This window comes from Sphingopyxis sp. (assembly GCF_035998965.1).
Lineage (GTDB): Bacteria > Pseudomonadota > Alphaproteobacteria > Sphingomonadales > Sphingomonadaceae > Sphingopyxis.
Genome location: NZ_DASYHE010000060.1, coordinates 64,017 through 84,569, shown reverse-complemented (window position 1 = coordinate 84,569; position 20,553 = coordinate 64,017). Strand labels below are relative to the sequence as shown.

General features: G+C 64.7%; 19 protein-coding genes. 14 read left to right on the top strand and 5 right to left on the bottom strand.

Translation table 11 applies throughout. From position 1 onward, the window contains the following. Nucleotides 1–162 precede the first annotated feature (162 nt). From VGN68_RS11165 to VGN68_RS11155, 3 genes are read left to right on the top strand one after another with little or no spacing between them, the layout of a single operon-like run. Nucleotides 163–1,200 (top strand): SIS domain-containing protein, encoded by a 1,038-nt coding sequence (locus VGN68_RS11165; protein ID WP_327476653.1) that lies wholly within the window; start codon nt 163–165, stop codon nt 1,198–1,200. Next, the gene (nagA, locus tag VGN68_RS11160; RefSeq protein WP_327476650.1) at nt 1,197–2,333 is read left to right on the top strand and encodes an N-acetylglucosamine-6-phosphate deacetylase; all 1,137 of its coding nucleotides are present in this window, start codon (nt 1,197–1,199) and stop codon (nt 2,331–2,333) included. Before VGN68_RS11165 ends, nagA begins: the two co-directional genes overlap by 4 nt. Next, entirely contained in the window at nt 2,330–3,394 is a 1,065-nt protein-coding gene (locus tag VGN68_RS11155) for a beta-N-acetylglucosaminidase domain-containing protein (RefSeq protein ID WP_327476648.1), read from the top strand. Before nagA ends, VGN68_RS11155 begins: the two co-directional genes overlap by 4 nt. On the opposite strand, the gene VGN68_RS11150 is transcribed toward VGN68_RS11155, so the two are convergent. The 3 genes from VGN68_RS11150 to VGN68_RS11140 all read right to left on the bottom strand — a co-directional run bounded on the left by VGN68_RS11150 (nt 3,366) and on the right by VGN68_RS11140 (nt 5,923). After that, nucleotides 3,366–4,247 carry a BadF/BadG/BcrA/BcrD ATPase family protein gene (locus tag VGN68_RS11150; protein WP_327476646.1) on the bottom strand — a complete coding sequence of 294 codons (882 nt, stop codon included), beginning with the start codon at nt 4,245–4,247 and terminating at the stop codon, nt 3,366–3,368. The two genes, VGN68_RS11155 and VGN68_RS11150, sit on opposite strands and share 29 nt — an antisense overlap. Next, entirely contained in the window at nt 4,244–5,362 is a 1,119-nt protein-coding gene (locus tag VGN68_RS11145) for an anhydro-N-acetylmuramic acid kinase (protein WP_327476743.1), read from the bottom strand. The genes VGN68_RS11150 and VGN68_RS11145 overlap by 4 nt, the downstream gene beginning before the upstream one ends. A 225-nt stretch (nt 5,363–5,587) precedes the next feature. Continuing rightward, on the bottom strand, nt 5,588–5,923 hold the full coding sequence (locus VGN68_RS11140) for a hypothetical protein (protein ID WP_327476644.1): 336 nt from the start codon (nt 5,921–5,923) through the stop codon (nt 5,588–5,590). A 200-nt stretch (nt 5,924–6,123) separates the two neighbouring features. On the opposite strand from VGN68_RS11140, the gene VGN68_RS11135 reads away from it, so the two are divergent. The 4 genes from VGN68_RS11135 (at nt 6,124) to VGN68_RS11120 (ending at nt 10,005) form a co-directional block, all read left to right on the top strand. After that, nucleotides 6,124–6,492: a hypothetical protein gene (locus VGN68_RS11135; RefSeq protein ID WP_327476642.1), complete on the top strand. Its 369-nt coding sequence runs from the start codon at nt 6,124–6,126 to the stop codon at nt 6,490–6,492. Between the two features lie 30 nt (nt 6,493–6,522). Continuing rightward, nucleotides 6,523–7,809, top strand: coding sequence for a hypothetical protein (locus VGN68_RS11130; protein WP_327476640.1), 1,287 nt, complete (start codon nt 6,523–6,525; stop codon nt 7,807–7,809). Beyond that, nucleotides 7,799–9,250, top strand: coding sequence for a UbiA family prenyltransferase (locus VGN68_RS11125; RefSeq protein WP_327476639.1), 1,452 nt, complete (start codon nt 7,799–7,801; stop codon nt 9,248–9,250). Before VGN68_RS11130 ends, VGN68_RS11125 begins: the two co-directional genes overlap by 11 nt. Nucleotides 9,251–9,351: 101 nt before the next feature. Further along, nucleotides 9,352–10,005 carry a response regulator transcription factor gene (locus VGN68_RS11120; RefSeq protein WP_327476637.1) on the top strand — a complete coding sequence of 218 codons (654 nt, stop codon included), beginning with the start codon at nt 9,352–9,354 and terminating at the stop codon, nt 10,003–10,005. 172 nt (nt 10,006–10,177) lie between these two features. On the opposite strand, the gene VGN68_RS11115 is transcribed toward VGN68_RS11120, so the two are convergent. Next, nucleotides 10,178–11,230 carry an ACP S-malonyltransferase gene (locus tag VGN68_RS11115; protein ID WP_327476635.1) on the bottom strand — a complete coding sequence of 351 codons (1,053 nt, stop codon included), beginning with the start codon at nt 11,228–11,230 and terminating at the stop codon, nt 10,178–10,180. Then, nucleotides 11,227–13,434, bottom strand: coding sequence for a dehydrogenase E1 component subunit alpha/beta (locus VGN68_RS11110; RefSeq protein WP_327476633.1), 2,208 nt, complete (start codon nt 13,432–13,434; stop codon nt 11,227–11,229). Before VGN68_RS11110 ends, VGN68_RS11115 begins: the two co-directional genes overlap by 4 nt. A gap of 172 nt (nt 13,435–13,606) precedes the next feature. Between VGN68_RS11110 and VGN68_RS11105 the strand changes: the two genes are divergently transcribed. The 7 genes from VGN68_RS11105 (at nt 13,607) to VGN68_RS11075 (ending at nt 20,551) form a co-directional block, all read left to right on the top strand. Further along, complete coding sequence (locus VGN68_RS11105; protein ID WP_327476631.1) at nt 13,607–14,311, top strand: DUF4129 domain-containing protein; 705 nt, start codon at nt 13,607–13,609, stop codon at nt 14,309–14,311. Then, nucleotides 14,308–15,540: a DUF4350 domain-containing protein gene (locus tag VGN68_RS11100; RefSeq protein ID WP_327476629.1), complete on the top strand. Its 1,233-nt coding sequence runs from the start codon at nt 14,308–14,310 to the stop codon at nt 15,538–15,540. Before VGN68_RS11105 ends, VGN68_RS11100 begins: the two co-directional genes overlap by 4 nt. After that, on the top strand, nt 15,527–16,495 hold the full coding sequence (locus VGN68_RS11095) for an AAA family ATPase (protein WP_414713039.1): 969 nt from the start codon (nt 15,527–15,529) through the stop codon (nt 16,493–16,495). The genes VGN68_RS11100 and VGN68_RS11095 overlap by 14 nt, the downstream gene beginning before the upstream one ends. Before the next feature lie 157 nt (nt 16,496–16,652). Beyond that, nucleotides 16,653–17,969, top strand: coding sequence for a DUF58 domain-containing protein (locus tag VGN68_RS11090; RefSeq protein ID WP_327476627.1), 1,317 nt, complete (start codon nt 16,653–16,655; stop codon nt 17,967–17,969). Continuing rightward, the gene (locus VGN68_RS11085) at nt 17,969–19,003 is read left to right on the top strand and encodes a stage II sporulation protein M (RefSeq protein ID WP_414713040.1); all 1,035 of its coding nucleotides are present in this window, start codon (nt 17,969–17,971) and stop codon (nt 19,001–19,003) included. Before VGN68_RS11090 ends, VGN68_RS11085 begins: the two co-directional genes overlap by 1 nt. Then, complete coding sequence (locus tag VGN68_RS11080; RefSeq protein WP_293700088.1) at nt 19,000–19,875, top strand: RDD family protein; 876 nt, start codon at nt 19,000–19,002, stop codon at nt 19,873–19,875. Before VGN68_RS11085 ends, VGN68_RS11080 begins: the two co-directional genes overlap by 4 nt. Next, on the top strand, nt 19,862–20,551 hold the full coding sequence (locus VGN68_RS11075; protein ID WP_327476623.1) for a nitroreductase: 690 nt from the start codon (nt 19,862–19,864) through the stop codon (nt 20,549–20,551). Before VGN68_RS11080 ends, VGN68_RS11075 begins: the two co-directional genes overlap by 14 nt. Nucleotides 20,552–20,553: the final 2 nt, after the last annotated feature.

Here is a 20,553-nt window from a genome sequence, read left to right as displayed (position 1 = left end):
GATGACCTTCGCTCTGGGCATATTGCGCCCGCGCCGAAGGTGCGGTGATAAGGCGCGTACCAAATCGGTCAGCAAGTGCGTTTACAAGCCTGTCCATATCGTCTCCCCGACCCTGATAGCAGCCTTGCATCCTTTCGTAAATTGGTATTATATAGGTATTATATGAAAAACCCGAGCCAAACAGCGATGTACAGCGAAGCGTCGCAAGCCAGCGAAGTTGCCGCCCGGCAATATGCGTCGAATGCCGCGCTGATAAGTGACCTTGGTCAAAGGCTGCGCGCGCTCGACCCCCAGATCATTTTCACCTGCGCGCGCGGCAGTTCGGATCATGCGGCGACTTATGCCAAATATCTCATCGAAACGCGGCTTCGGGTGCCTGTCGTGTCGCAGGCACCGTCAATCAGTTCCATTTATGGCGCGCCGCTGCTCCATATGAAAAACCAGCCGTTCATTCTCATCTCGCAATCGGGCAAAAGTCCTGACCTCCTGTTGTCAGCAGAGGCGGCGCGAAAAGCCGGGGCGCTGGTTATCGCATTGGTGAACGATATGGACTCGCCGTTGGCCGACCTTGCCGAAATTGTCGTGCCTTTACATGCGGGGCCAGAGAAAAGCGTCGCCGCGACCAAAAGCTATATCGCGACCCTTTGCGCATTGGCGCACCTTGTCGGTGAATGGACCCGGTCGGCTGAGACGCAGGAAGCCGTAAAAATGCTTCCACGGCTGCTGAATGCGGCTTGGGCCGATGACTGGGGTGCGGGGGCCGAGATGCTTCGGGATGCCGAAAGCATGTTCGTCCTCGGCCGCGGCCTGACGCTCGGCATCGCGCAGGAAGCTGCGCTCAAATTCAAGGAAACCAGCGGGATCCACGCTGAAGCGTTCAGTATGGCTGAGGTCGTGCACGGCCCCATGGCGCTCATAAAGTCCGGCTTTCCGCTGCTGATATTTCCGCCGCTGGATAAGGCTGCGGCGGGATTGGAGCCCATTGTGCAACAGTTTCTTGGTCGCGACGCCCGAATAGCGGTTGCGGGTCGCCAATTTGACGGGGCTGTATCGCTCGGGCTTCCCAAGGAGGTCGATAGTGTCACCGCCCCGATCGCGATGGTACAGAGCTTTTACGCGATGGTGAATGCCATATCGGTGCAGCGAGGCTATGATCCGGATCGCCCGCCGCTGCTGCAAAAGGTGACCGAGACGATATGACCGAGACCGCTTTGGTGGGCGCTCGCATACTGGCGGGCGAAACATGGTATGACGAACACGCGCTTGTCATGAGCAGTGGCCGGATCGAGAGATTGCTGCTCGCAAAGGCTTTGCCGGACAATATGCCCGTACAGAAGCTTGATGGCGGCGCTCTGCTGCCCGGCTTCGTCGATACGCAAGTGAATGGCGGCGGCGGCGTCCTGTTCAACGACGAGCCGAGCGTGGATGGCATAATTGCGATCGCCGAGGCGCATCGAAAATTCGGTACAACCGCGATGCTGCCCACTTTGATCAGCGACGATCTTGACGTGATTGCCAAAGCCATCGGGGCGGTCGATGATGCCATTCAGGCAGGCGTTCCGGGAATCGTCGGAATTCATATCGAAGGCCCGTTTCTCAATCCCGGCAAACATGGCATTCACGACGCCGGCAAATTCCGGTCCCTGGATGCCGACACCGTCGCGCTTTTGTCGTCGCTGAAACATGGCAGAACCCTGGTCACGCTGGCGCCCGAGCTCGCCCCTGAAGGCGCCATCGCCGCACTGGTGGCAGGCGGTGTTGTCGTCGCGGCCGGGCATTCATTGGCGACTTACGAAGACATGCAGCGGGCGATCAGAGAGGGGCTTTCGGGCGTCACGCATTTGTTCAACGCGATGACGCAAATGGAGAGCCGGGCGCCGGGCGTCGTAGGGGCGAGCATGGACAGCGGTCTGATCTGCGGCATCATTGCGGACGGACATCATGTCCATCCGGCATCGCTGCGCGCCGCATATCGCGCGAAAGGCAGCAAGGAATTGATGCTGGTCACCGACGCCATGCCAACGGTCGGCTCGGAGATTACGTCCTTCACGGTCGGGGGAACCGCGGTCACGGCGCGTGAAGGGATGCTGCGATCGGATGACGGTACGCTCGCGGGTTCGGTTCTTGATATGACCAGCGCATTGAGAAACTGCGTGGCGCTGATGCAGGTCGATCTCGGTTCGGCTTCGCAAATGGCGAGTGCGACGCCAGCGGAATTCATCGGCATCGGGGACGCTTATGGCCGGATATCGGAAGGCCATCGAGCCGACCTAGTCCATCTGGACGACAGGCTGAACATTCAGAATGTCTGGATCGCAGGTGACATGGCATGATGCCGGAACTGGGCGTCATCGAGGGCTATTTCGGCCGGGCCTGGAGCTGGGCAGAGCGTCGCGACGTGATCGACCGGCTGGCACCGGCTGGCTATGCCTTCTTCCATTATGCGCCCAAAATCGACGGCAAATTGCGCCGCGACTGGCGCCAATTGCATGATGACGCAGAAACGCAGAGCCTGCGGCAATTCGCCGGGCATTGTGCAGCCCATAATATGCGGTCGGGTATCGGGCTGACGCCTTATGGCGCGCATCTCGATTTTGACCGCAGCGCGCGGCAAGAATTGAAAGCCAAGATCGCTCATCTCGACACGATCGGCATCGACGATCTGGTTATTCTGTTCGATGACATGCGCGGCGATCTTGTCGATCTGGCAGAGCGACAGGCCGAAATCGTTGACTGCGCCATAGGGTCCAGCAAAGCGTCGCGTTTTTTCATGTGTCCGAGCTATTATTCCGACGATCCGTTGCTTGATCGCGTGTTCGGGCAACGCCCCGAATCTTATCTGGAAAAGCTCGGCAAGCTGCTCGACCCTGCAATTTCGGTTTACTGGACTGGCGAGGAAATATGCTCGCGCGAATTCAGCGTCGGCCACTTGGCCAGCGTCGCCGACCGGCTTGGCCGCAAGCCGTCCCTTTGGGACAATTATCCTGTCAATGACGGACCACGCATGTCGAACCACCTGCATTTGCGGTCATTCACGGGGCGCCCGGCAGCCATGGGTCCATATCTCGCGCATCATGCCATCAATCCTGCGTCGCAGCCGATGCTGAGCTGCATTCCGGCACTGACCTTGCCGTCATGCTACGCCAAGGGCGACGACTACCGCTACGCATCCGAATTCCTCGACGCAGCGACCCGCATCTGCGGGGCCGAATTCGCGCTCATGCTTCAGCGCGACCTCAACGCGTTTGAGGATCGCGGTCGATTGGGGATTGCCGATGAGGTTACGGAATTCTGCCGCAAATATGCTGCCGTCGATAGCCCTGCCGCCCGCGAGATTATCGACTGGCTGACCGGCGGTTATGTCATCACGGGCGAGATGCTCCGGACCCAATAGGGCGGCCTGCCAGGATCAGGGCGCCGTCGAGCGCATCCCCCAAAGCATCCTGCAATTGCGCCACAATCCGGACGCGCAACCACGGCTTCATCCGCTCCGCCAGCCCGCCCATCAGCACGCATCGCGGCGCTCCGCGCGATAGGATGGTTTCAATAAATCGTTCGACGTGCAGCGCTGCGTCGCGGACAATCGACAAGGCGATCTCGTCGCCAAGGTCCGCATAATCCATAACCAGCGGCGCAAAGCTTGCGTAATCGCCCGGCGCTGCGTCGTCCATCCACGCTATCACCCGGGGAATTGCGTGGTCGAATTGCTTGGTCACAGCCTGGCTCAACGGTGAAGGCCTGGTCCGCCCATCGAGCGCGCGCAGCGCATGGCGGATGGCACTCAGCCCAAGCGCCGCGCCGCTGCCTTCGTCGGATATGGGAAAGCCGTAACCGCCGATGCTGAAACTGTCTTCGCCGCGTTTGACCAGGCCGACGCTGCCGGTGCCGATAATCAGGATCGCACCGTCGTCGCCCATATGGGCGCCCAGATTGGCGATCATCGCGTCGCTGGTGAGCTGGACGTTTGCAAATGGAAAGGTCAGCCCCTGAATCTTTTGTTTCATGCCCATACGGGTGATCCCTGCGATCCCCATGCCGCAGCGGATCTTGCCGGCATCTTCGGCACTCAAGCCGGCGGCCCGGATGGCCTGCATCGAAACATCGAGCAACGTGGCGTGGAGGGCATCCAGGCCAATGCGGGTATTGGCCGGTCCCGCATGACCCGAACCCAGGATATTGCCATGCTCATCGGTCAGCCTGGATTTGCTCGAGGTGCCACCGGCATCGATTCCGAGAAACAACGTCATGCCGGGATTTTTCCCGCAACGACCCGCTCGGGCTGCGTCAAAACGCCTCCTGACATGGGTTCTGCCACGCCGGTGGTGCCGGGATATGTGATCGGCAAGCCGTGCAGACAGCGATAGGCGAGATAGGCAAATCCCTGCGCTTCGATAGCGTCGCCGTCCCAGCCCAGCTCGTCCGTAAGGACCGTCGGAATCCCCGAATATCTCTCGATCATCTTGAGCATTGTATCATTCTTGCGTCCTCCACCACAGACAATCAAGCGTTGCGGTCGAACAGGAAATTGCCGCAAGCCCAAGGCGACGGCTTTGGCAGAAAACGCCGTTAAGGTCGCAGCCCCGTCCGGCGCCGAGAGGCGTTCCACCCTGTCTAGGCCAAAGTCTTTACGGTCCAGTGACTTTGGCGCTGGCGCAGAAAAGAACGGATGATCCAGCATCGTCTGCAATGCCCGATCGTCGATCGTGCCTCGCGCTGCAAATTCACCGCCTGCGTCGAACGGATAATTGGTTTTTCGACCCATCCAGTCGTCGATCAACGCGTTCGCCATTCCGCAATCAAATGCGATCAGCGCGCCGTCGGTGCCGATGAAGGTGAGGTTTGCGACGCCGCCAAGATTCAGCACCGCCACGGGCTGCGAAGCATTCGAAAACAGCGCACGGTGAAAGACGGGAATGAGCGGCGCGCCCTGGCCGCCGAACATGACATCGAAATGGCGCATGTTCGACATCACCGGGATGTTCAGCCGGTTCGCCAAAAAATCGGGCTTGCCGATCTGCCAGGTCCAGCCCAGATCGGCGCGATGCGCGATCGTATGGCCGTGCAGCCCGATCACCGCGACGTCGTTGGCCGGTACACCGGCCTTGCGCAGCACCATTTCGGCGGCCGCCAGATGGCGCTGGTCCAACAGTTCTTCGCAATCGTCTATCAACCGGCTGGGGACACGCTGCGTACTCGCCATTGCCAGGTCGCACGCATCGGCAATGACGGCTTTCAGATCATCCGGATAGGGTTCAAACTGAAAGGCAACCGCTTCGACGGAATTGAGGCCGTCGGTTCTGATCAGCGCCGCATCAACCCCATCGCGCGAGGTTCCCGACATCAGTCCTATGACATATTGCATTGCGATGCTGCCCACCCCAGATTGGTATTGAATTGGTATACAACATAGAATGGCTTTGGTCTAGGCCAATGTCAGTCGTGACCATGGTACGTGCCTTCTCCCACACCGGCAAAGCGCATTTGTCATGGGATCGGTGCATATCCAGCGTTTCGGAAGGCAGGCAAGACGCGAAAGACGGTTCGTCTGCGAATCCGGTATCGCCCCAGTCGGCCCGCAGCCGCTATGTCAGCGCAGCCATCCCGCAGCCTTGGCCAAGGCGCGCGTTTCAGTGCAGTGGCGCTTGCGCTGTTCTTCATCAAGGCGGGGCAGGACGCGGGCGTAGCCGCGCAGTTGCAGCGCGATAAGGTCGGCACTCAAATCGGGAAGCTTGGCCGCAAGGAGCTCGCGGATCGCTTTTTCATCGACGCGGAACCCGCACAGATCCTGTGACGCGATCGCGATGGTCGTACCGTTGAGAATATCCTCCTCGCTGTAACGGGACGGGCTGTCGGCGACGACAGGCGCGGCAGACAGCGCGGCGAGCGAGAGGGCGAGACTGGCATGGGCCGGGCGTATAGGCATGGCACGTCGTTGGCGGCGCCATCTGGTTGGGCAATAGTGTTCCGCGCACTGGTGCATTTCAGATCGCCCCGTCGTGCCAGCGGCAACACCTCGTCAAACCGCGGTTGCGTAAGGATTTCGCTCGACATTCCGCCCAAGATTAACCTTATCTTGAAGCGCCGCGCCTAGTGGCAGACCGCGGATAGACCGAAAGATCGTCGATGACATTGCGCCTGTTTCTTCTCATTCTGGCCAGCGTCAGCCTGTCGGCGCTGGCGCAGCTGGCGCTCAAGATCGGTACAACCGCGGCGGCGGGCGGACGGTCGGGGGGTATCAGCGGAGAGATTGGCGGCCTTGCCCAATCGCCGATGATCTTGCTGGGCCTGACGCTTTATGGGGTCGGCGCGCTGCTCTGGCTGTTCGTGCTTGGCCGCGCGCCGCTGTCGCTCGCCTATCCGTTCGTCGGCATCGGCTTCATATTGACGATGCTCGCCGGTGCCTATTGGCTCGACGAAAGCCTGAGCGCCGCGCGCATTGCCGGAACCCTGATGATCGCCGCCGGCTGTGTGCTGGTTGCGCGCTCCGCCTAAATCCGTGCCGCGGCGCTCCGAAATCATCCGATGACCCCGCGCGCACCCACTCTCGAACGCTTGCCATCGACGCTTTCGCCGCGAACTTGCACGGTGCTGCTCGTTGCCATCATGGTTCTGGCCGTCGCGCTCCGACTGGCGGGCGCATGGGCGTTGCAACATCCGCTCGAAAGCGACGCGCTCGCCTATTTTACAATGGCCGAGGGATTGGCGGAACGTGGCGTGCTTGCGGACCATTACGGGCAGCACGCTTTTTACAGCGCGGGCTATCCGCTGCTGCTCGCACCGTTCTTCAGTATCTTGGGAAGTTCGGTGGGCGCAGCCATCGCGGTTAACCTGCTCTTGTGCATCGCGAGCATCTGGCTGATCTACCGGCTCGGCCTGGCGCTGTCCGCCCGCCGCGAAGCGGGGCTGCTCGCCGCCGCAGCCTATGCGCTGTGGTTGCCCGGGCTGTGGAATGCGACGATGCTGGCGAAGGAAAATCTGACCACGCCCTTGCTGCTTGGGATCGCTCTCAGCGCAATCGCCATCGCGCGCGACCAGCGCCGGATGGCGGCCGCGACGGTCGCGGGCCTGTTGTGGGGCGCGGCGTTGGTCACCGGCGGATCGGCGCTGCTGCTCTGCCTGGGCGTGGCCACCGCGCTGCTGATGCTCTGGCGCGTGCGCGGCAGCTTTAAACCGGCTTTATCTGCGGGGATGTGCTTCGTCGCCGGGGCGGCGGTGCTGCCGGCGCCCTGGCTGTATGCGACCAACCAGATGGTCGGGCGACCGGTGCTGACCACCAACGCCGCCTTTAACATGTATCTGGGCAACAACCCCGCCGCGACGGGCAAGTTCGTCAGCATCGCCGACACGCCGTTGGGTGAGGACTGGAACACCACGCGCGTGCGGCTGGGCGAGGTCGCCAACGCTGATCGCCTGCAAGCCGCCGCGATTGACTGGATCAGGGCCAACCCCGGTCAGGCCGCCAAGCTGGCAGCGCTCAAACTGGTCTATTTCTGGGCACCCAATTTTCCTGACGCCGAGGATATCGCGGCTTCAAAGACAGTCGCTGCGATCCGGCTGTTGGAGGTCGTGCAATATGGCTTGATCCTCCTGCTCGCCTTGTTCGCTTTCGCTTCGCGGCTGGTCGCGCGCGACGGCAAATGGATATTTGCGGCGATGATCGCGGGGTTCTGGCTCGTCCATGCCGCCGCGTACATTATCGTCCGTTACCGCGACCCGGCGATGCCGCTATTGATCGCTATGGCCGCGGTTCCGGTTGCCGCGTGGATCGAGCGCTTCCTGGCGCGTAAGGGCTTGGCCCATGTTGCCTGACCAGCCTGCCGCCGCGGATAAGGCCGTGCCGCTGTTGGTCGATGTCGACGGGACGCTGACGCGCGCCGACATTTCGCTCGAAAGCTTTGTGCGGATTGCGCGATCGGGCGTCGCCGCGTTGATCGCGCTGCTGACCTGGCTGGTTGCGGGGCGCGCCGTCGCCAAAACGATGGCGGCGCGGCGCGACCGCATCGACGCAGCGCGACTGCCGTACCGATCCGAGGTGCTCCAGCTGATCGAGCAGGCGCAGGCCGATCATCGCCCGGTCATTCTGGCGAGCGCCAGCCACTGGCGGCATATCCGCCGCATTGCCGATCATCTGAAGCTGGCGGATCCGGTCATCGCAACGCGCGGTCGCTCCAATCTCAAAGGCCAAGCTAAACTCGCCGCGATCCGCGCCCGCATCGGCCCCGATGCACCGTTCGACTATATTGGCGACAGCCGCGCCGACACCTGCCTGTGGACCGACGCGCGCCATGGCTGGTCGGTCGGCCATATCCCGGCGCGGTCGGCGGTCAAACGCCTCGGCGATCCGCGCCCTTCCCCCGCCCGCGCCATTTTCAAGGCGATGCGGCCGCATCAATGGGCCAAGAATGCGCTGGTGATCGTACCTGCTTTTACGTCGGGCGAATTCACCAAGCCCGCGGTCTTGCTGACGGCGGTGGCGGCGGCGCTGCTCATGTCGCTGATTGCCTCGTCGATCTATTTGCTGAATGACCTGCTCGATCTCGATGCCGACCGCGCGCATCGCACCAAGTGGAAACGGCCGCTGGCGCATGGCGACCTGACCATCCCCGCCGCGCTGGGGCTGTCGCTGCTGCTGGCGGCGATCGGCCTGGTCGGGGGATGGTGGCTCGGCGGCCCCGAACTCATGCTCTGGTTCCTCGCCTATATGGCGATCACCACCGCCTACTCGTTCCGGCTGAAGGCGGTAATGGTCGGCGACGCGATCGTCCTCGCCTCGCTCTACACGATCCGCATCTGGATTGGCGCGATCGCGATCGGCGTGCCCCTCAGCTTCTGGTTGCTGCTGTTTTCGGTCTTTCTGTTCCTGAGCCTCGCCTATCTGAAACGCTATGTCGAAATGCGCGACGCGATCGAGCCACAGCGGTTGCTCAGCGGGCGAGGATATGTCGGCGGCGATCTGGACGTCGTGATGATGTCGGGCATTTCGGCGGGGATGGTCGCGATCCTGGTGCTCGCGCTGTTTGCGCATGATCCGGCGACTGCAGCCCATTATGCGCTGCCCGAAATGCTGTGGCTGCTCTGCCTGCCGCTGCTCTATTGGCTCAATCGGATCTGGATCATGGCCCGGCGCGGCGAAGTCGAGGGTGACCCGGTTGCCTTTGCGATCAAGGATCGGCGCAGCCTGCTCATCGGGGCGGTGACCGCCTGTATCTTTGTCGTCGCGCTCTATGGACCGGCGTTGATCACCGGCTGACCGCACCGGCCACCGCAAGCAGCGGGCGATTGCTCCGGAACGGCGCCGCCGCCGATCAATAGGTGGTGGCCGCACGCGTGCGGTCGGGGCAGCAGGTTCGGGTGAGCGATGTTGCGGACCATATCCATCTGATCTTGCCCGACCCGACCGAACGCGCGGCCTGTTTTCGCGCGCTGGCGGCGAGCGGCGGCCGGGTTGTTCGTTGCTTTGCCAGCGCCGACGATTGGCTGGCGGGCGAAGGCGATAGCAGCGGTGCGATCCTGCTCTTCCGCTGGCACCAGCCGGGGAGTATCGGCGGCGCGGCGTTACTCGAGCGGATCGCGGGGCGCGCCGATATTGCGGCCTTTGTTGCTGCCGCGCAGCTGAGCATCGCCGAATCGCGGGAGATCCTGCGCAGCGGCGCCCGCGATCTGTTGCCTGCGCCGCTCGATCCGCAGCATGTGCGCCGCGTCATCGACGCCGCGCTGGACGAGTGGTCCGTGCGGCAAGCGGCAGTGAACCGGCACCGCGAGGCTGAGGCACGGCTGGCGGCGTTGACGCCGCGTGAGCGCAACATTCTGGACGCGATCGCCGCGGGGCTGGGCAACAAGGCGATCGCGCGGCAGCTGGATTTGAGCCCGCGCACGGTCGAGGTGCACCGTGCCAACATCATGCGGCGCGCCGGGGCGGGCAATGTCGCCGAGCTGCTGCGGTGGCAATTCATTGCCGAACAGGCGCGTAGCGCGCCGGTCAATCGGGTCCATTTCGGTGCATGATCGCCGCGCCGCGCGGCCAGTATCGCGGTGCCCATCCTATAAGGATCATGAACGGCGCACCGCCCTTGAGTTGGTCCCCATGGGCGCTGCCGTTCATCCGCGCGGGGTCAACCCCACCTGATCCCGCGCGACCGACAGGGTCGGCAGGGGAATGTTCCTTCCTCTGCCGACCCTATTCGCGTCCGGTCACAGCCACGCGTTGTTCGGCGCGGCCCATCGACAGCAGGATCGGATCGGATGCCTGACGCGCGGCGAAATCAGCCTTGCTCGCGATCCCCTGCCAGGTGATGCCGATCAGCGATTGCGCAATCGCGCCGCCGAGAGTGTCGCCGGGGCCGGGCAGGATGATGACGTCGGGGGCATATTCCCTGACCGCGACCTGCACCGAGCGCGCGAAATCATAAGGCGCGAGGATCTGGTGGCCGAAGGTGTAATCCCAGACGGCGGCGGGATCGCTGGCAAAGCGGCGCCAGATGTGGCCGCGGCCATCCACCAGCGGGATTGCAGGGGCGCCGAACAGCGAAGCGGGCAATTCGGCCTTCGCCTTGTCCGAACTACCGAACATCAGCGGAGTGTGAAACGGCCCGTGGCCCGCGAGGCGCAGCGGATCGCGGCCCGGGGTCGGCGGCGCCTCGGCAAGCAAGGCGGCGAGGCCCGCTTCATTGCCCGCGAAGACGAGCATCCCGGCGAGGTCGATCGACAGCGCGAGGTCGTGGTCGGGGCGCGCTGCGATGGCATCAACCAACGCGAACAATGCATCGCGCAAGCCCGGAACCGGGCGCCAGTCCTCGTCGACGACTTGCAGCAGGATCTGCCCGCCGGGGCCGTGCGTCTGGCTGTTGAGGCCCATTGCGTTGCTGATGCGGAAACCGTCCTCGACCGACACCGCGCCGCCCAAAGCGAGCGCGCTGTACCAGCCCATCGAATTGCCGGCGACGGCGACGATGTCATATTGTTCGCGATCGATGCTCAGGAAATCAAGCGCGGTCGCGGTGTAGATGAGCGGGGCCGCAACATCGCCGCGCATGTGGGTCGCGACGCTAAAACGCTCGGCGCCATCGAGTTCGGTGACCGTTGGCTGACCGCGGGCGCGGCGCTGGGCATCGAAATTGGCGATGACATCGGCGAAGCGGGCGCCGTGGAGGCGCGCGATGCTGCCGAGTTCGCCCTTGCCATAGGTGCCGCGCCCCGGGGCGACGACGAGCGCGGTCTTGCGCGCGGTCATGCCAGCAGCTCCTTCGCGGCGGCGTAGATCGAATCGCGGCTCGGCAGGGTCAGCGTCGCCGCGCGGCCGAGCGGGATGAAGCTGTCGGCGGCGGCGATCCGGGCGAGCTTCTTGCCCGGCGTCTGTTCGATAAACAGCGCCATCAGCGCCTCGCTCTGCGAGCCGGTGATGCGACATTCGTCGACGATCAGGATGCGTTTGGCGCCGCCGACCGCGGCGACGAGCTTCTCCTCGTCAACCGGGCCAAGCCAGCGCAGGTCGATCACGCGCGCCTTGACGCCATCAGCCGCGAGCAGCTTTTCGGCCTGCCGCGACAGATAATAGCCATTGCCATAGGTGACGATCGCAAGGTCGGTGCCGTCGCCATGGACGCCCACCTCGCCAAATCGGATCGACGCCCCGTCACCCGGTGCTTCATAGATGCTCGTCCACAGGCCGTCCCCGTCTTCGTGCAGATCGCGGGTCATATAGAGCGCGATCGGTTCGACGAAGACGACGACGCGCTGTTCCTCGCGCGCCAGCCGCACGCATTCGCGCAGCATCGCCACCGCATCGCGCCCGTTCGACGGCACCGCGAGGATCACGCCCGGAATGTCGCGGAAGACGGCGAGGCTGTTGTCGTTGTGGAAATGACCGCCAAAGCCCTTCTGATAGCCGAGCCCCGCGATGCGGAGGACCATCGGATTGGTATATTGCCCGTCGGAGAAGAAGCTGAGCGTCGCCGCCTCGCCGCGGATCTGGTCCTCGGCATTGTGGACATAGGCGAGGAACTGAATTTCGGGCATGGGCAGGAAGCCGTTGTGCGCCATGCCGATCGCGAGCCCGAGAATCGCCTGTTCGTCGAGCAAGGTGTTGACGACGCGCGCCGACCCAAAGCGCTGATGCAGCTTGGCAGTGACATTATAGACGCCGCCCTTTGGCCCGACATCCTCGCCCGCGACGACGATCTCCTTGTGCGCCAGCATCAGGTCGGCGAGCGCCCAGCTCAAGAGCCGCGCCATATGCTGGGGTTTGTCCATCGCGCCCGCGTCGCTGCCGAACATCGCCTTGCGGTCTTCGTCCGACGGCGTGTTGGCGCGGACGATGTCGCGCGGGGGCGGGACGATGCTTTTCATCACATGTGCCGGGGTGTTGATCTTGGGGCGCAGGATCGCCGCCTCGGCCTGTCGCGCCAGCGTGGCACCGATGTCTTCATAAGCGTCGGCGATTTCGGCGGGGGTCATCCAGCCCTGCTGCGCCATCAGCGCCGCGCCGGCGAGCAGCGGATCGCGCGCCTCGTCGGCCTCGATCAGTGCCTTGGGCAGATAGGCGCCCTGCACGTCGGACCCGGCGTGACCATAGAGCCGCACCGTCGCCATGTGGAGGAACACCGGCTTGCGATAGCGGCGCGCATAATCGGCGGCCTCACACGCCCCCGCATAGGCCGACACGAGATCGCTGCCATTGCACTGGATATAATGCAGCGCGGCGCGGTGGCGAAACTGCGCCTCGATCCAGCCGGTCGGGGTGCGGGTCGAAATGCCGATGCCATTGTCTTCGCAGAGGAAAATCAGCGGCATCGGTGAACCCTGGAACGCCGCCCAGCCCGCGGTGTTGAACGCGCCTTGCGCGGTCGAATGATTCGCCGAGGCGTCGCCGAAGCTGGTGAGCACCACCGCATCGTCGGGTAGTGGCAGCCCTGTCATGCCCAAGCGGCGCGCGATGCCGATCGAGAAGGCGGCGCCGACGGCTTTGGGCAGGTGCGACGCGATCGTCGAGGTTTGCGGCGGGATGTTGAGCGGTTTCGACCCGATCACCTTGTGGCGCCCGCCCGAAATCGGATCCTCGCTCGACGCCGCAAAGCTCAGCAGCATGTCCCAGGTCGGGGTCTGCCCCGGCACCTGCCGCGCGCGGTGAAGCTGGAACGCGTTCGAGCGATAGTGGAGGAATGCCATGTCGGTGACGCGCAGCGCCGCGGCGACCGCGGCGTTCCCTTCATGCCCCGACGATCCGATCGTGTAGAACCCCTCGCCGCGCGCCTGCAACGTGCGCGACAGCCGGTCCATCTGGCGGCTTGTCAGCTGCGACAGGAAAATGTCGGTGGCGTCAGCGCGCGACAGGCGCGCGGTCGCCGGATCGGGCGCATCGGCGCGGTCCGGCAAGCGACCACCCGCGAGCGCCGCGAGAAATTTTTCATGTACTGCCTGCGCCGCGTCCACCGACATCCTCCCGTTCCGTCCTGCCTTTCTGGCGGCTGACTACGCGCGCAACCATCGGACCCATGCGGCAGCGCGCTATAACGGGGCAGACCGGTACGCAAGCATCTCTTGCCTTGGCGCGCCGCCTCGCGCTACGCCTTGGCGCGATGACAATGCACGGCGGAACAGTCTTTTGGGCATGATGTCGCTGTGGATCGCTCAGGCGTCGACGGCCGCCGAAGCGCCGAGTGCAGGTGGCGGCTGGCTGATCGACCCCGAACTCGTCGATCCGGCCTATAGCCAGACCATTGCGGGCGGCGAAATCCAGACGGTATTTCCGCCGCCGCCGCCCCCACCGCCACCGACGCCCGAATGGCTGAAATCGCTGTTCGATGGGATTGCCAACTTTTTCCAGTGGAGCGCCCCCGCCGCCAAGCCGTTGCTGTGGATCGGCGTCGCGCTGCTAGCGCTGTTCCTACTCTATCATTTCGTCCCCGCCTTTGCGCGCTGGGTCGACAATCTACCGTTCCGGCGCAAAGCGGGCGACGACGATGGCGCCGATGATGTCGGGCTGGCCGAAGCCGGCGCGGCACGCGCGCTGCTGAGCGAGGCCGATGCGCTGGCCGCCGAGGGCCGCTTTGCCGAAGCCGTCCACCTGCTGCTCTATCGCAGCGTTGAGGATATCGAGGGCCGCCGTCCCGGGCTGGTCAAGCCCGCGATGACCTCCCGCGATCTCGCCGAGGCGCGCGACCTGCCCGGGGTCGCCCGCGACGCGTTCAGCCGCATCGCGCGCGCGGTCGAGATCAGCCTGTTCGGCGGGCGGTCGATCGACGCGGGCGCTTGGCAGCAATGCCGCAGCGCCTATGCCGAGTTGACGGTCCCGAAGAATTGGGCGCGGGCATGAGCGGCGGGGTAGCAAACGACGGCGGCTTCAACCCGCGGCTAATCGCGGGCGTCGTGGCGATCGGGGTGATCGCGTTCATCGCGCTGTGGGCGCTGATCGCGCTCGGCCCGCAGCTGAGCAGCGGCAATGACGGCGGAGACCACGCGCTGTCGAAAGCCGCACCGGGCTATGCCGGGATCGTCGACCTGCTCGAACGCAGCGACGCGGTGGTGGACCTCCGCCGCCGCGAAGAGGCGCCGGCGCTCGAAGATCCCGAGCTGCTGATCCTGACCCCCGGCCATACGACCAAAACCGATGATCTCGCTCGCCTGATCAGCGAACAGCGCGGCGGGGCGGTGCTGATCATTTTGCCGAAATGGCGCACCGGCCGCCACCCGTCGAAAGCGGGCTGGGCGGCGGGCGGCTCGGCGTCTGCGCCATCGCCCAAGATGCTGCCGCCCGCCGCCGGACGCATCGAAAAAATCGGCAGCGAGCCCAACGCGCGCGGCGCGCAGGCAAGGGGCTATCTGGGCGGCTATCCGATTACGCTAACCTTGCCGAATCTGCGCACGCAGGTGCTGACCGCGCCCGATCTGGAAACGCTGATCGCCTTTCCGCACGGCGGCGCGGTGCTGGCGAAGCAGCCCGATGCGCCGATCTACATCCTGTCCGATCCCGATTTCGTCAACAATCTGGCCTTTGCGAGCCGCGACCGCGCCCGCGCGGCGGCGCTGCTGATCGATGCGGTGGCCGAAGATGCCGGGGCGTATAGCGTCGCGTTCGACGTGACGCTGAACGGCTTTGGCAGCCAGCGCTCGCTGCTGCGCTTTGCGTTCGTGCCGCCATTCATCGGCATCACTTTGTGCCTGATCGCCGCGGGGCTGCTCGCGCTGTGGCAGGCGTGGATGCGCTTCGGTCCGGCACTGAAACCCGCGCGCGCGATTGCTGTGTCGAAAGCGGCGCTGATCGCCAACAGCGCTGACCTGATCAAACAGGCACGGCGCGAGCTCGACGGCGCAGAGGCCTATGTCCGCAGCCAGCGCAGCGCGATTGCGCGGCGGCTGCATGCGCCCGGCGGGCTCGACGACGCGGCGACCGACCGCTGGATCGACAAGCATCTGCACGGCGGCGGCGAAACATTTTCCGCGCTCGCACGGCGGCTGCCGCTCGCGCGCAACACCCATGAATTTTTGGCAGACGCGCAGGCGCTGCACGACATCAGGAAGGATTTACTGCGTGACAGCCAATAATGACATCGCGAGCGTTCAAGCGCTCGGCGCCGCGATCGAGGCCGAGGTCGCCAAGGTCGTGTTCGGGCAGGGACCGCTGACCCGGATGGTAACCATCGCGCTGCTCGCGGGCGGCCATGTCCTGCTCGAAGGTCCGCCGGGAACCGCGAAGACCCTGCTGGCACAGGCCTTTGCGCGCGCCACCGGGCTGGCGTTCGGGCGCATCCAGTTCACCCCCGATCTGATGCCCGGCGACATTCTGGGATCGAACCTGTTCAACTTCCAGACGTCGAGCTTTACGCTGACCAAGGGACCGATTTTCACCGAGCTGCTGCTCGCCGACGAAATCAACCGCACCCCGCCCAAGACGCAGGCCGCACTGCTCGAAGCGATGCAGGAGCGGCGCGTGACGATCAACGGCGAGGCGCATGTGATGAGCCCGCGTTTCACCGTGCTGGCGACACAGAACCCGATCGAACAGCAGGGCGTCTATCCGCTGCCCGAGGCGCAGCTCGACCGCTTTCTGTTCAAGCTGGTCGTCGATTACCCCGCCGCCGACGAGGAGCGGCGCATCGTCGCCGATCATGGCGGGCGCTTCAAAAGTCCTGCGGTCGGGGATTTCGGGGTGACCGAGGTCGCAAACGCGGCGACCATTGAGGCTGCGATCGATACCATTGCGACGGTGCGGCTGGCCGATGAGATCGTCGACTATATCGTCCGCCTCGTCCGCGCGACACGCGAGAGTGCCGATCTGGAGTGCGGCGCCTCCCCGCGCGCCGCGACACTGCTGGCGCGCGCCGCCTGCGCCGCCGCGGCGCTCGACGGGCGCGACTATGTGATCCCCGACGACATCCAGCGCCTCGCCGCCGGGGTGCTGCGCCACCGCGTCATCCTGTCGGCAGCGGCTGAAATCGAGGGGCGCAGCGTCGAACAGGTCGTCACCGCGCTGCTCGACCGCGAGGAAGTGCCGCGGTGATCGGCACCAGCAATCGATCCTCCCTGTCGCGCAGCGATGGGGAGGTGGCAGCGCGAAGCGCTGACGGAGGGGCTATGGCGCTACCGTCGCCGCCCCTTCACCATCCGCTTCGCGGACGGTCCCCCTCCCCACGGCTTCGGCACAGGGAGGACAGATTGTGATCTACCCGACTCGCCGGGCCATTTATCTGCTGCTGCTCGGCGCGCCGATGGCGCTCGCGCTCGGGCTGGTGCGGCCCGAGCTGTGGCTGGTTGCGCCTGGGTGGATCGGCGTGATCGTCGCGTGCCTGATCCTCGACACGATTGCGGGCGCCAGTCCGCGCCACCTCGCGCTCGACGCGCGCTTTCCGCATCAGGTCGGGGTCGGTGACCCCTTCGACCTCGCACTCGCCGCGACCGGCCCCGCGGTCCCACCCCGCGCCGAACTCGCGCTCGCGCTCGACGAGCGATTTGTCGAGGGCGGACGGCTGGCGGGCGATATGCGCCGGACGAGCAGCGGCGAAGCCTTGACCCGCACCCTCTCGCTCACCGCGTCGCGGCGCGGGCAGGCGTTGATCGATGCGCTGTGGATCCGCTGGGCGGGACCGTTGGGGCTCGTCTGGAAACAGCGGCGCTTTGCAATCGACGGTGCGATCAGCGTCGTCCCTAGCCTGCGCGCGGTGACCGACGAGGGCAGCCGGTTGTTCCAGCGCAACAGCTGGTTTGGCCTTCGCCAGCAACGCCTGCGCGGCGAAGGCACCGAGTTCGAGGCACTCGCCGAATATCAGCCGGGGATGGACCGCCGCGCGATCGACTGGAACGCGTCGGCGCGCCACGTCAAATTGCTCGCCAAGGAATATCGCGTCGAACGCGACAACCGCGTCGTGCTGGCGATCGACAGCGGGCGGACGATGGCCGAACCCGTCGGCGGCATGCCGCGCGTCGACCGCGCGGTGTCGGCGGCGCTGCTGCTCGCCTATGTCGGGCTGAAGCTGAACGACCGGATCAGCCTGTTTTCGTTCGCGGCCAAGCCGCACACGCTGACCCCTGCTTACATGCACACGCAGGATTTCCCGGCCCTGCAACGCGCCGCGAGCCTGATCGACTATGCCCATGTCGAAAGCAATTTCACCCTCGCACTGACGACCCTCGGCGCCCAGCTCAACCGACGATCGCTGATCATCCTGTTCACCGAATTTACCGATGCGACGAGCGCCGATCTGATGATCCGCGCCGCGGGGCGGCTGGTGAAGAAGCACCGGCTGCTGTTCGTCGTCATCCGCGACGAAGAGGTCGAGGGCGAGGAGCGCCGCCGTCCCGAAACCGGCGCCGATGTCACGCGGTCGAACGTCGCCGCGGCGATGCTGCGCGACCGGCAGCTGGTGATCGCGCGGCTCCAGCGCCTCGGCGCCGACGTGATCGAAGTACCCGCCGACGCGATGGGTGCCAGCGCGGTCGAGGCCTATCTGGGCATCAAGCGGGCGGGGACGCTGTGATTCCATCGCCCGCCCCCGCCCGCGCGCCCGATGCCCCGAGTTTTTCGACCGGCCGCTTTCGCGCCGAGCGCGAGGCCGACTGGATCGCGTTCGACCTGCTGCTCACCAAGCTGGAAAAGAAAGGCGCCAAGGCGCTAACCAGCGACGAGCTGTTGCAGTTGCCCCTGCTCTATCGCGCCACCCTGTCGTCTTTGTCGATCGCTCGCGCGACCAGCCTCGACAAGGCGCTGCTCGACCATCTTGAGGCGCTCTCGATCCGCGGCTATTTCCTCGTCTATGGCGTGCGCGAGACGCGCTGGAGCCGCATCCGCCGCTTTTTCCTCTACGACTGGCCTGCCGCAGTGCGGTCGGTGTGGAAAGAAACGATCATCATATCGCTGATCATCCTGCTGGGCGCGATCACCAGTTACTCGCTCGTCGCCAGCAACCCCGAATGGTATTATAATTTTGTCGGCGAAGACATGGCGGGCGGCCGCGATCCGCGCGCGACCGCCGAATATCTGCAATCGACGCTGGGGCATGGCAAGGCGGTGAGCGAGAGTGAAAGCGGGCTGCACGTCTTTGCGACCTATCTCTTCACCCACAACAGCCGCGTATCGATCCTGTCCTTTGCGCTGGGCTTTGCCTTTGGCGTGCCGACGATGATGCTCGAATTTTATCAGGGCATTGGCCTCGGCGCGATGATGGCGGTGTTCGCGGGCAAGGGGCTGGGGTTCGATTTCGGCGGCTGGCTGTTCATCCACGGCACCACCGAGCTGTTCGCCGCCGCGCTGTCGGGCGCCGCCGGGCTGCGCATCGGCGCCGCGGTCGTCTTTCCCGGCGCGCGCAGCCGGTTACAGGCGGCGGCGGAAGCGGGACGCACCGCGGGCAAGGTGATGGTCGGGGTCATATTGATGCTGTTCATGGCCGGGCTGCTCGAAGGGTTCGGGCGCCAGCTGATCACCGACACGATGCTGCGCTATGGCATCGGCACACTGATGCTGCTGTTCTGGATCGCCTATTATTACATCCCGCGGCGCGAGGATGTGACATGAGCGCCGCCGCCGCCCAGGCCAATGCGAAGTCGCGCGCGGCGCGGGCAAAGAAGGTTCGCCAGTTCATCACCCCCGAGGGGGTCGATCTGGAGCTGCGGATCGCGAGTTCCGGCTTGCGCTTCGGCGCGCTGTTGATCGATCTGATCCTGATCGTGCTGGCGCTCGTCCTGTTCTCGCTCGTGATGCTGTGGATCGGTTTTGCGTCGCAATCCGACATCACCATGGTCGTCTGGATGCTCGGCGCCTTTCTGCTCCGCACCTTCTGGTTCATCGGATTCGAGCTGGGCTCGCGCGCCGCGACCCCGGGCAAACGGCTGATGGGCATTCGCGTCGTCGCGCGCGACGGCGGCCGTTTGACCGCCGATGCCGTGGTTGCGCGCAATTTGATCCGTGAGCTTGAGCTGTTCCTGCCGCTGATGATGCTGGGCGTGGGCGCGGCGGAGGATGCGGTGTCGGGGTGGACCATGGTAGCGGGGGTGCTCTGGTCGCTGACGCTCAGCCTGTTCCTGCTGTTCAACCGCGACCGGATGCGGATGGGCGACCTGATTGCCGGGACTTGGGTGGTGATGGCGCAGCGGGTGAAACTCGACGCCGACATCGCGACCGACGGCGCGGGCGACACGATGATCTTCAGCGAAGCCGAGCTTGCGGTCTATGGCATTTTCGAGTTGCAGGAGCTCGAACGGGTGCTCCGCGCCAAGGATGCGCGCTCGATGCGCGAGGTCGCCGACACGATCCGTGCCAAAATCGGCCGCCCGGTCGCCGAAGAGGATGACGTCTTCCTGCTCAGCTACTACCGCCAATTGAAAGCCCGGCTCGAACGCAAACTGCTGTTCGGCAAACGGCGAGAGGATAAACATGCCAGTGACTGACCCGCTTTCCGTAACCGCCGCCCTGCACCAGCGGCGATCGATCCGAAAATTCACCGACCAGCCCGTCGATCCCGCGCTGCTCAAGGATATTTTCGCCGCAGCGCAGCGCGCGCCGTCGGGCGGCAACCTCCAGCCCTGGCAGGCGACGGTGCTCACCGGCGCGCCCTGGCAGGCGGTGAAGGACGCGGTCGCGGCGCGACTCGCGATGGGGCGCGAAGGGTATCAGCCCGAATATGACATTTATCCCAAGGGGCTGACCGATCCGTGGGAAGCGCGCCGCTTCGGCGTCGGCGAGGGGCTTTATGCCGCGCTCGGTATCCCGCGCGAGGACAAGGCGGGGCGACTCGCTCAGTTCGTGGAGAATTACCGGGGTTTCGGCGCACCGGTGATGCTTTTCCTCCACTGCTCGCGCATCATGGGGCCGCCGCAATGGTCGGACATGGGCATGTGGCTGCAATCGGTGATGCTGCTCCTCGTCGAGGCCGGGCTCGCCAGTTGCCCGCAGGAATGCTGGGCGATGTATGGGAAGACGGTGCGCGAGACGCTGGCGCTGGGCGACGACCAGATTTTGTTCACCGGCCTCGCGATCGGCTATGCTGATGAAGGTGCCGCGGTGAACCAGTGGCCGGTCCCGCGCGTAGGACTGGACGAAGTGATCGATTGGCAGGGATTTTGAAG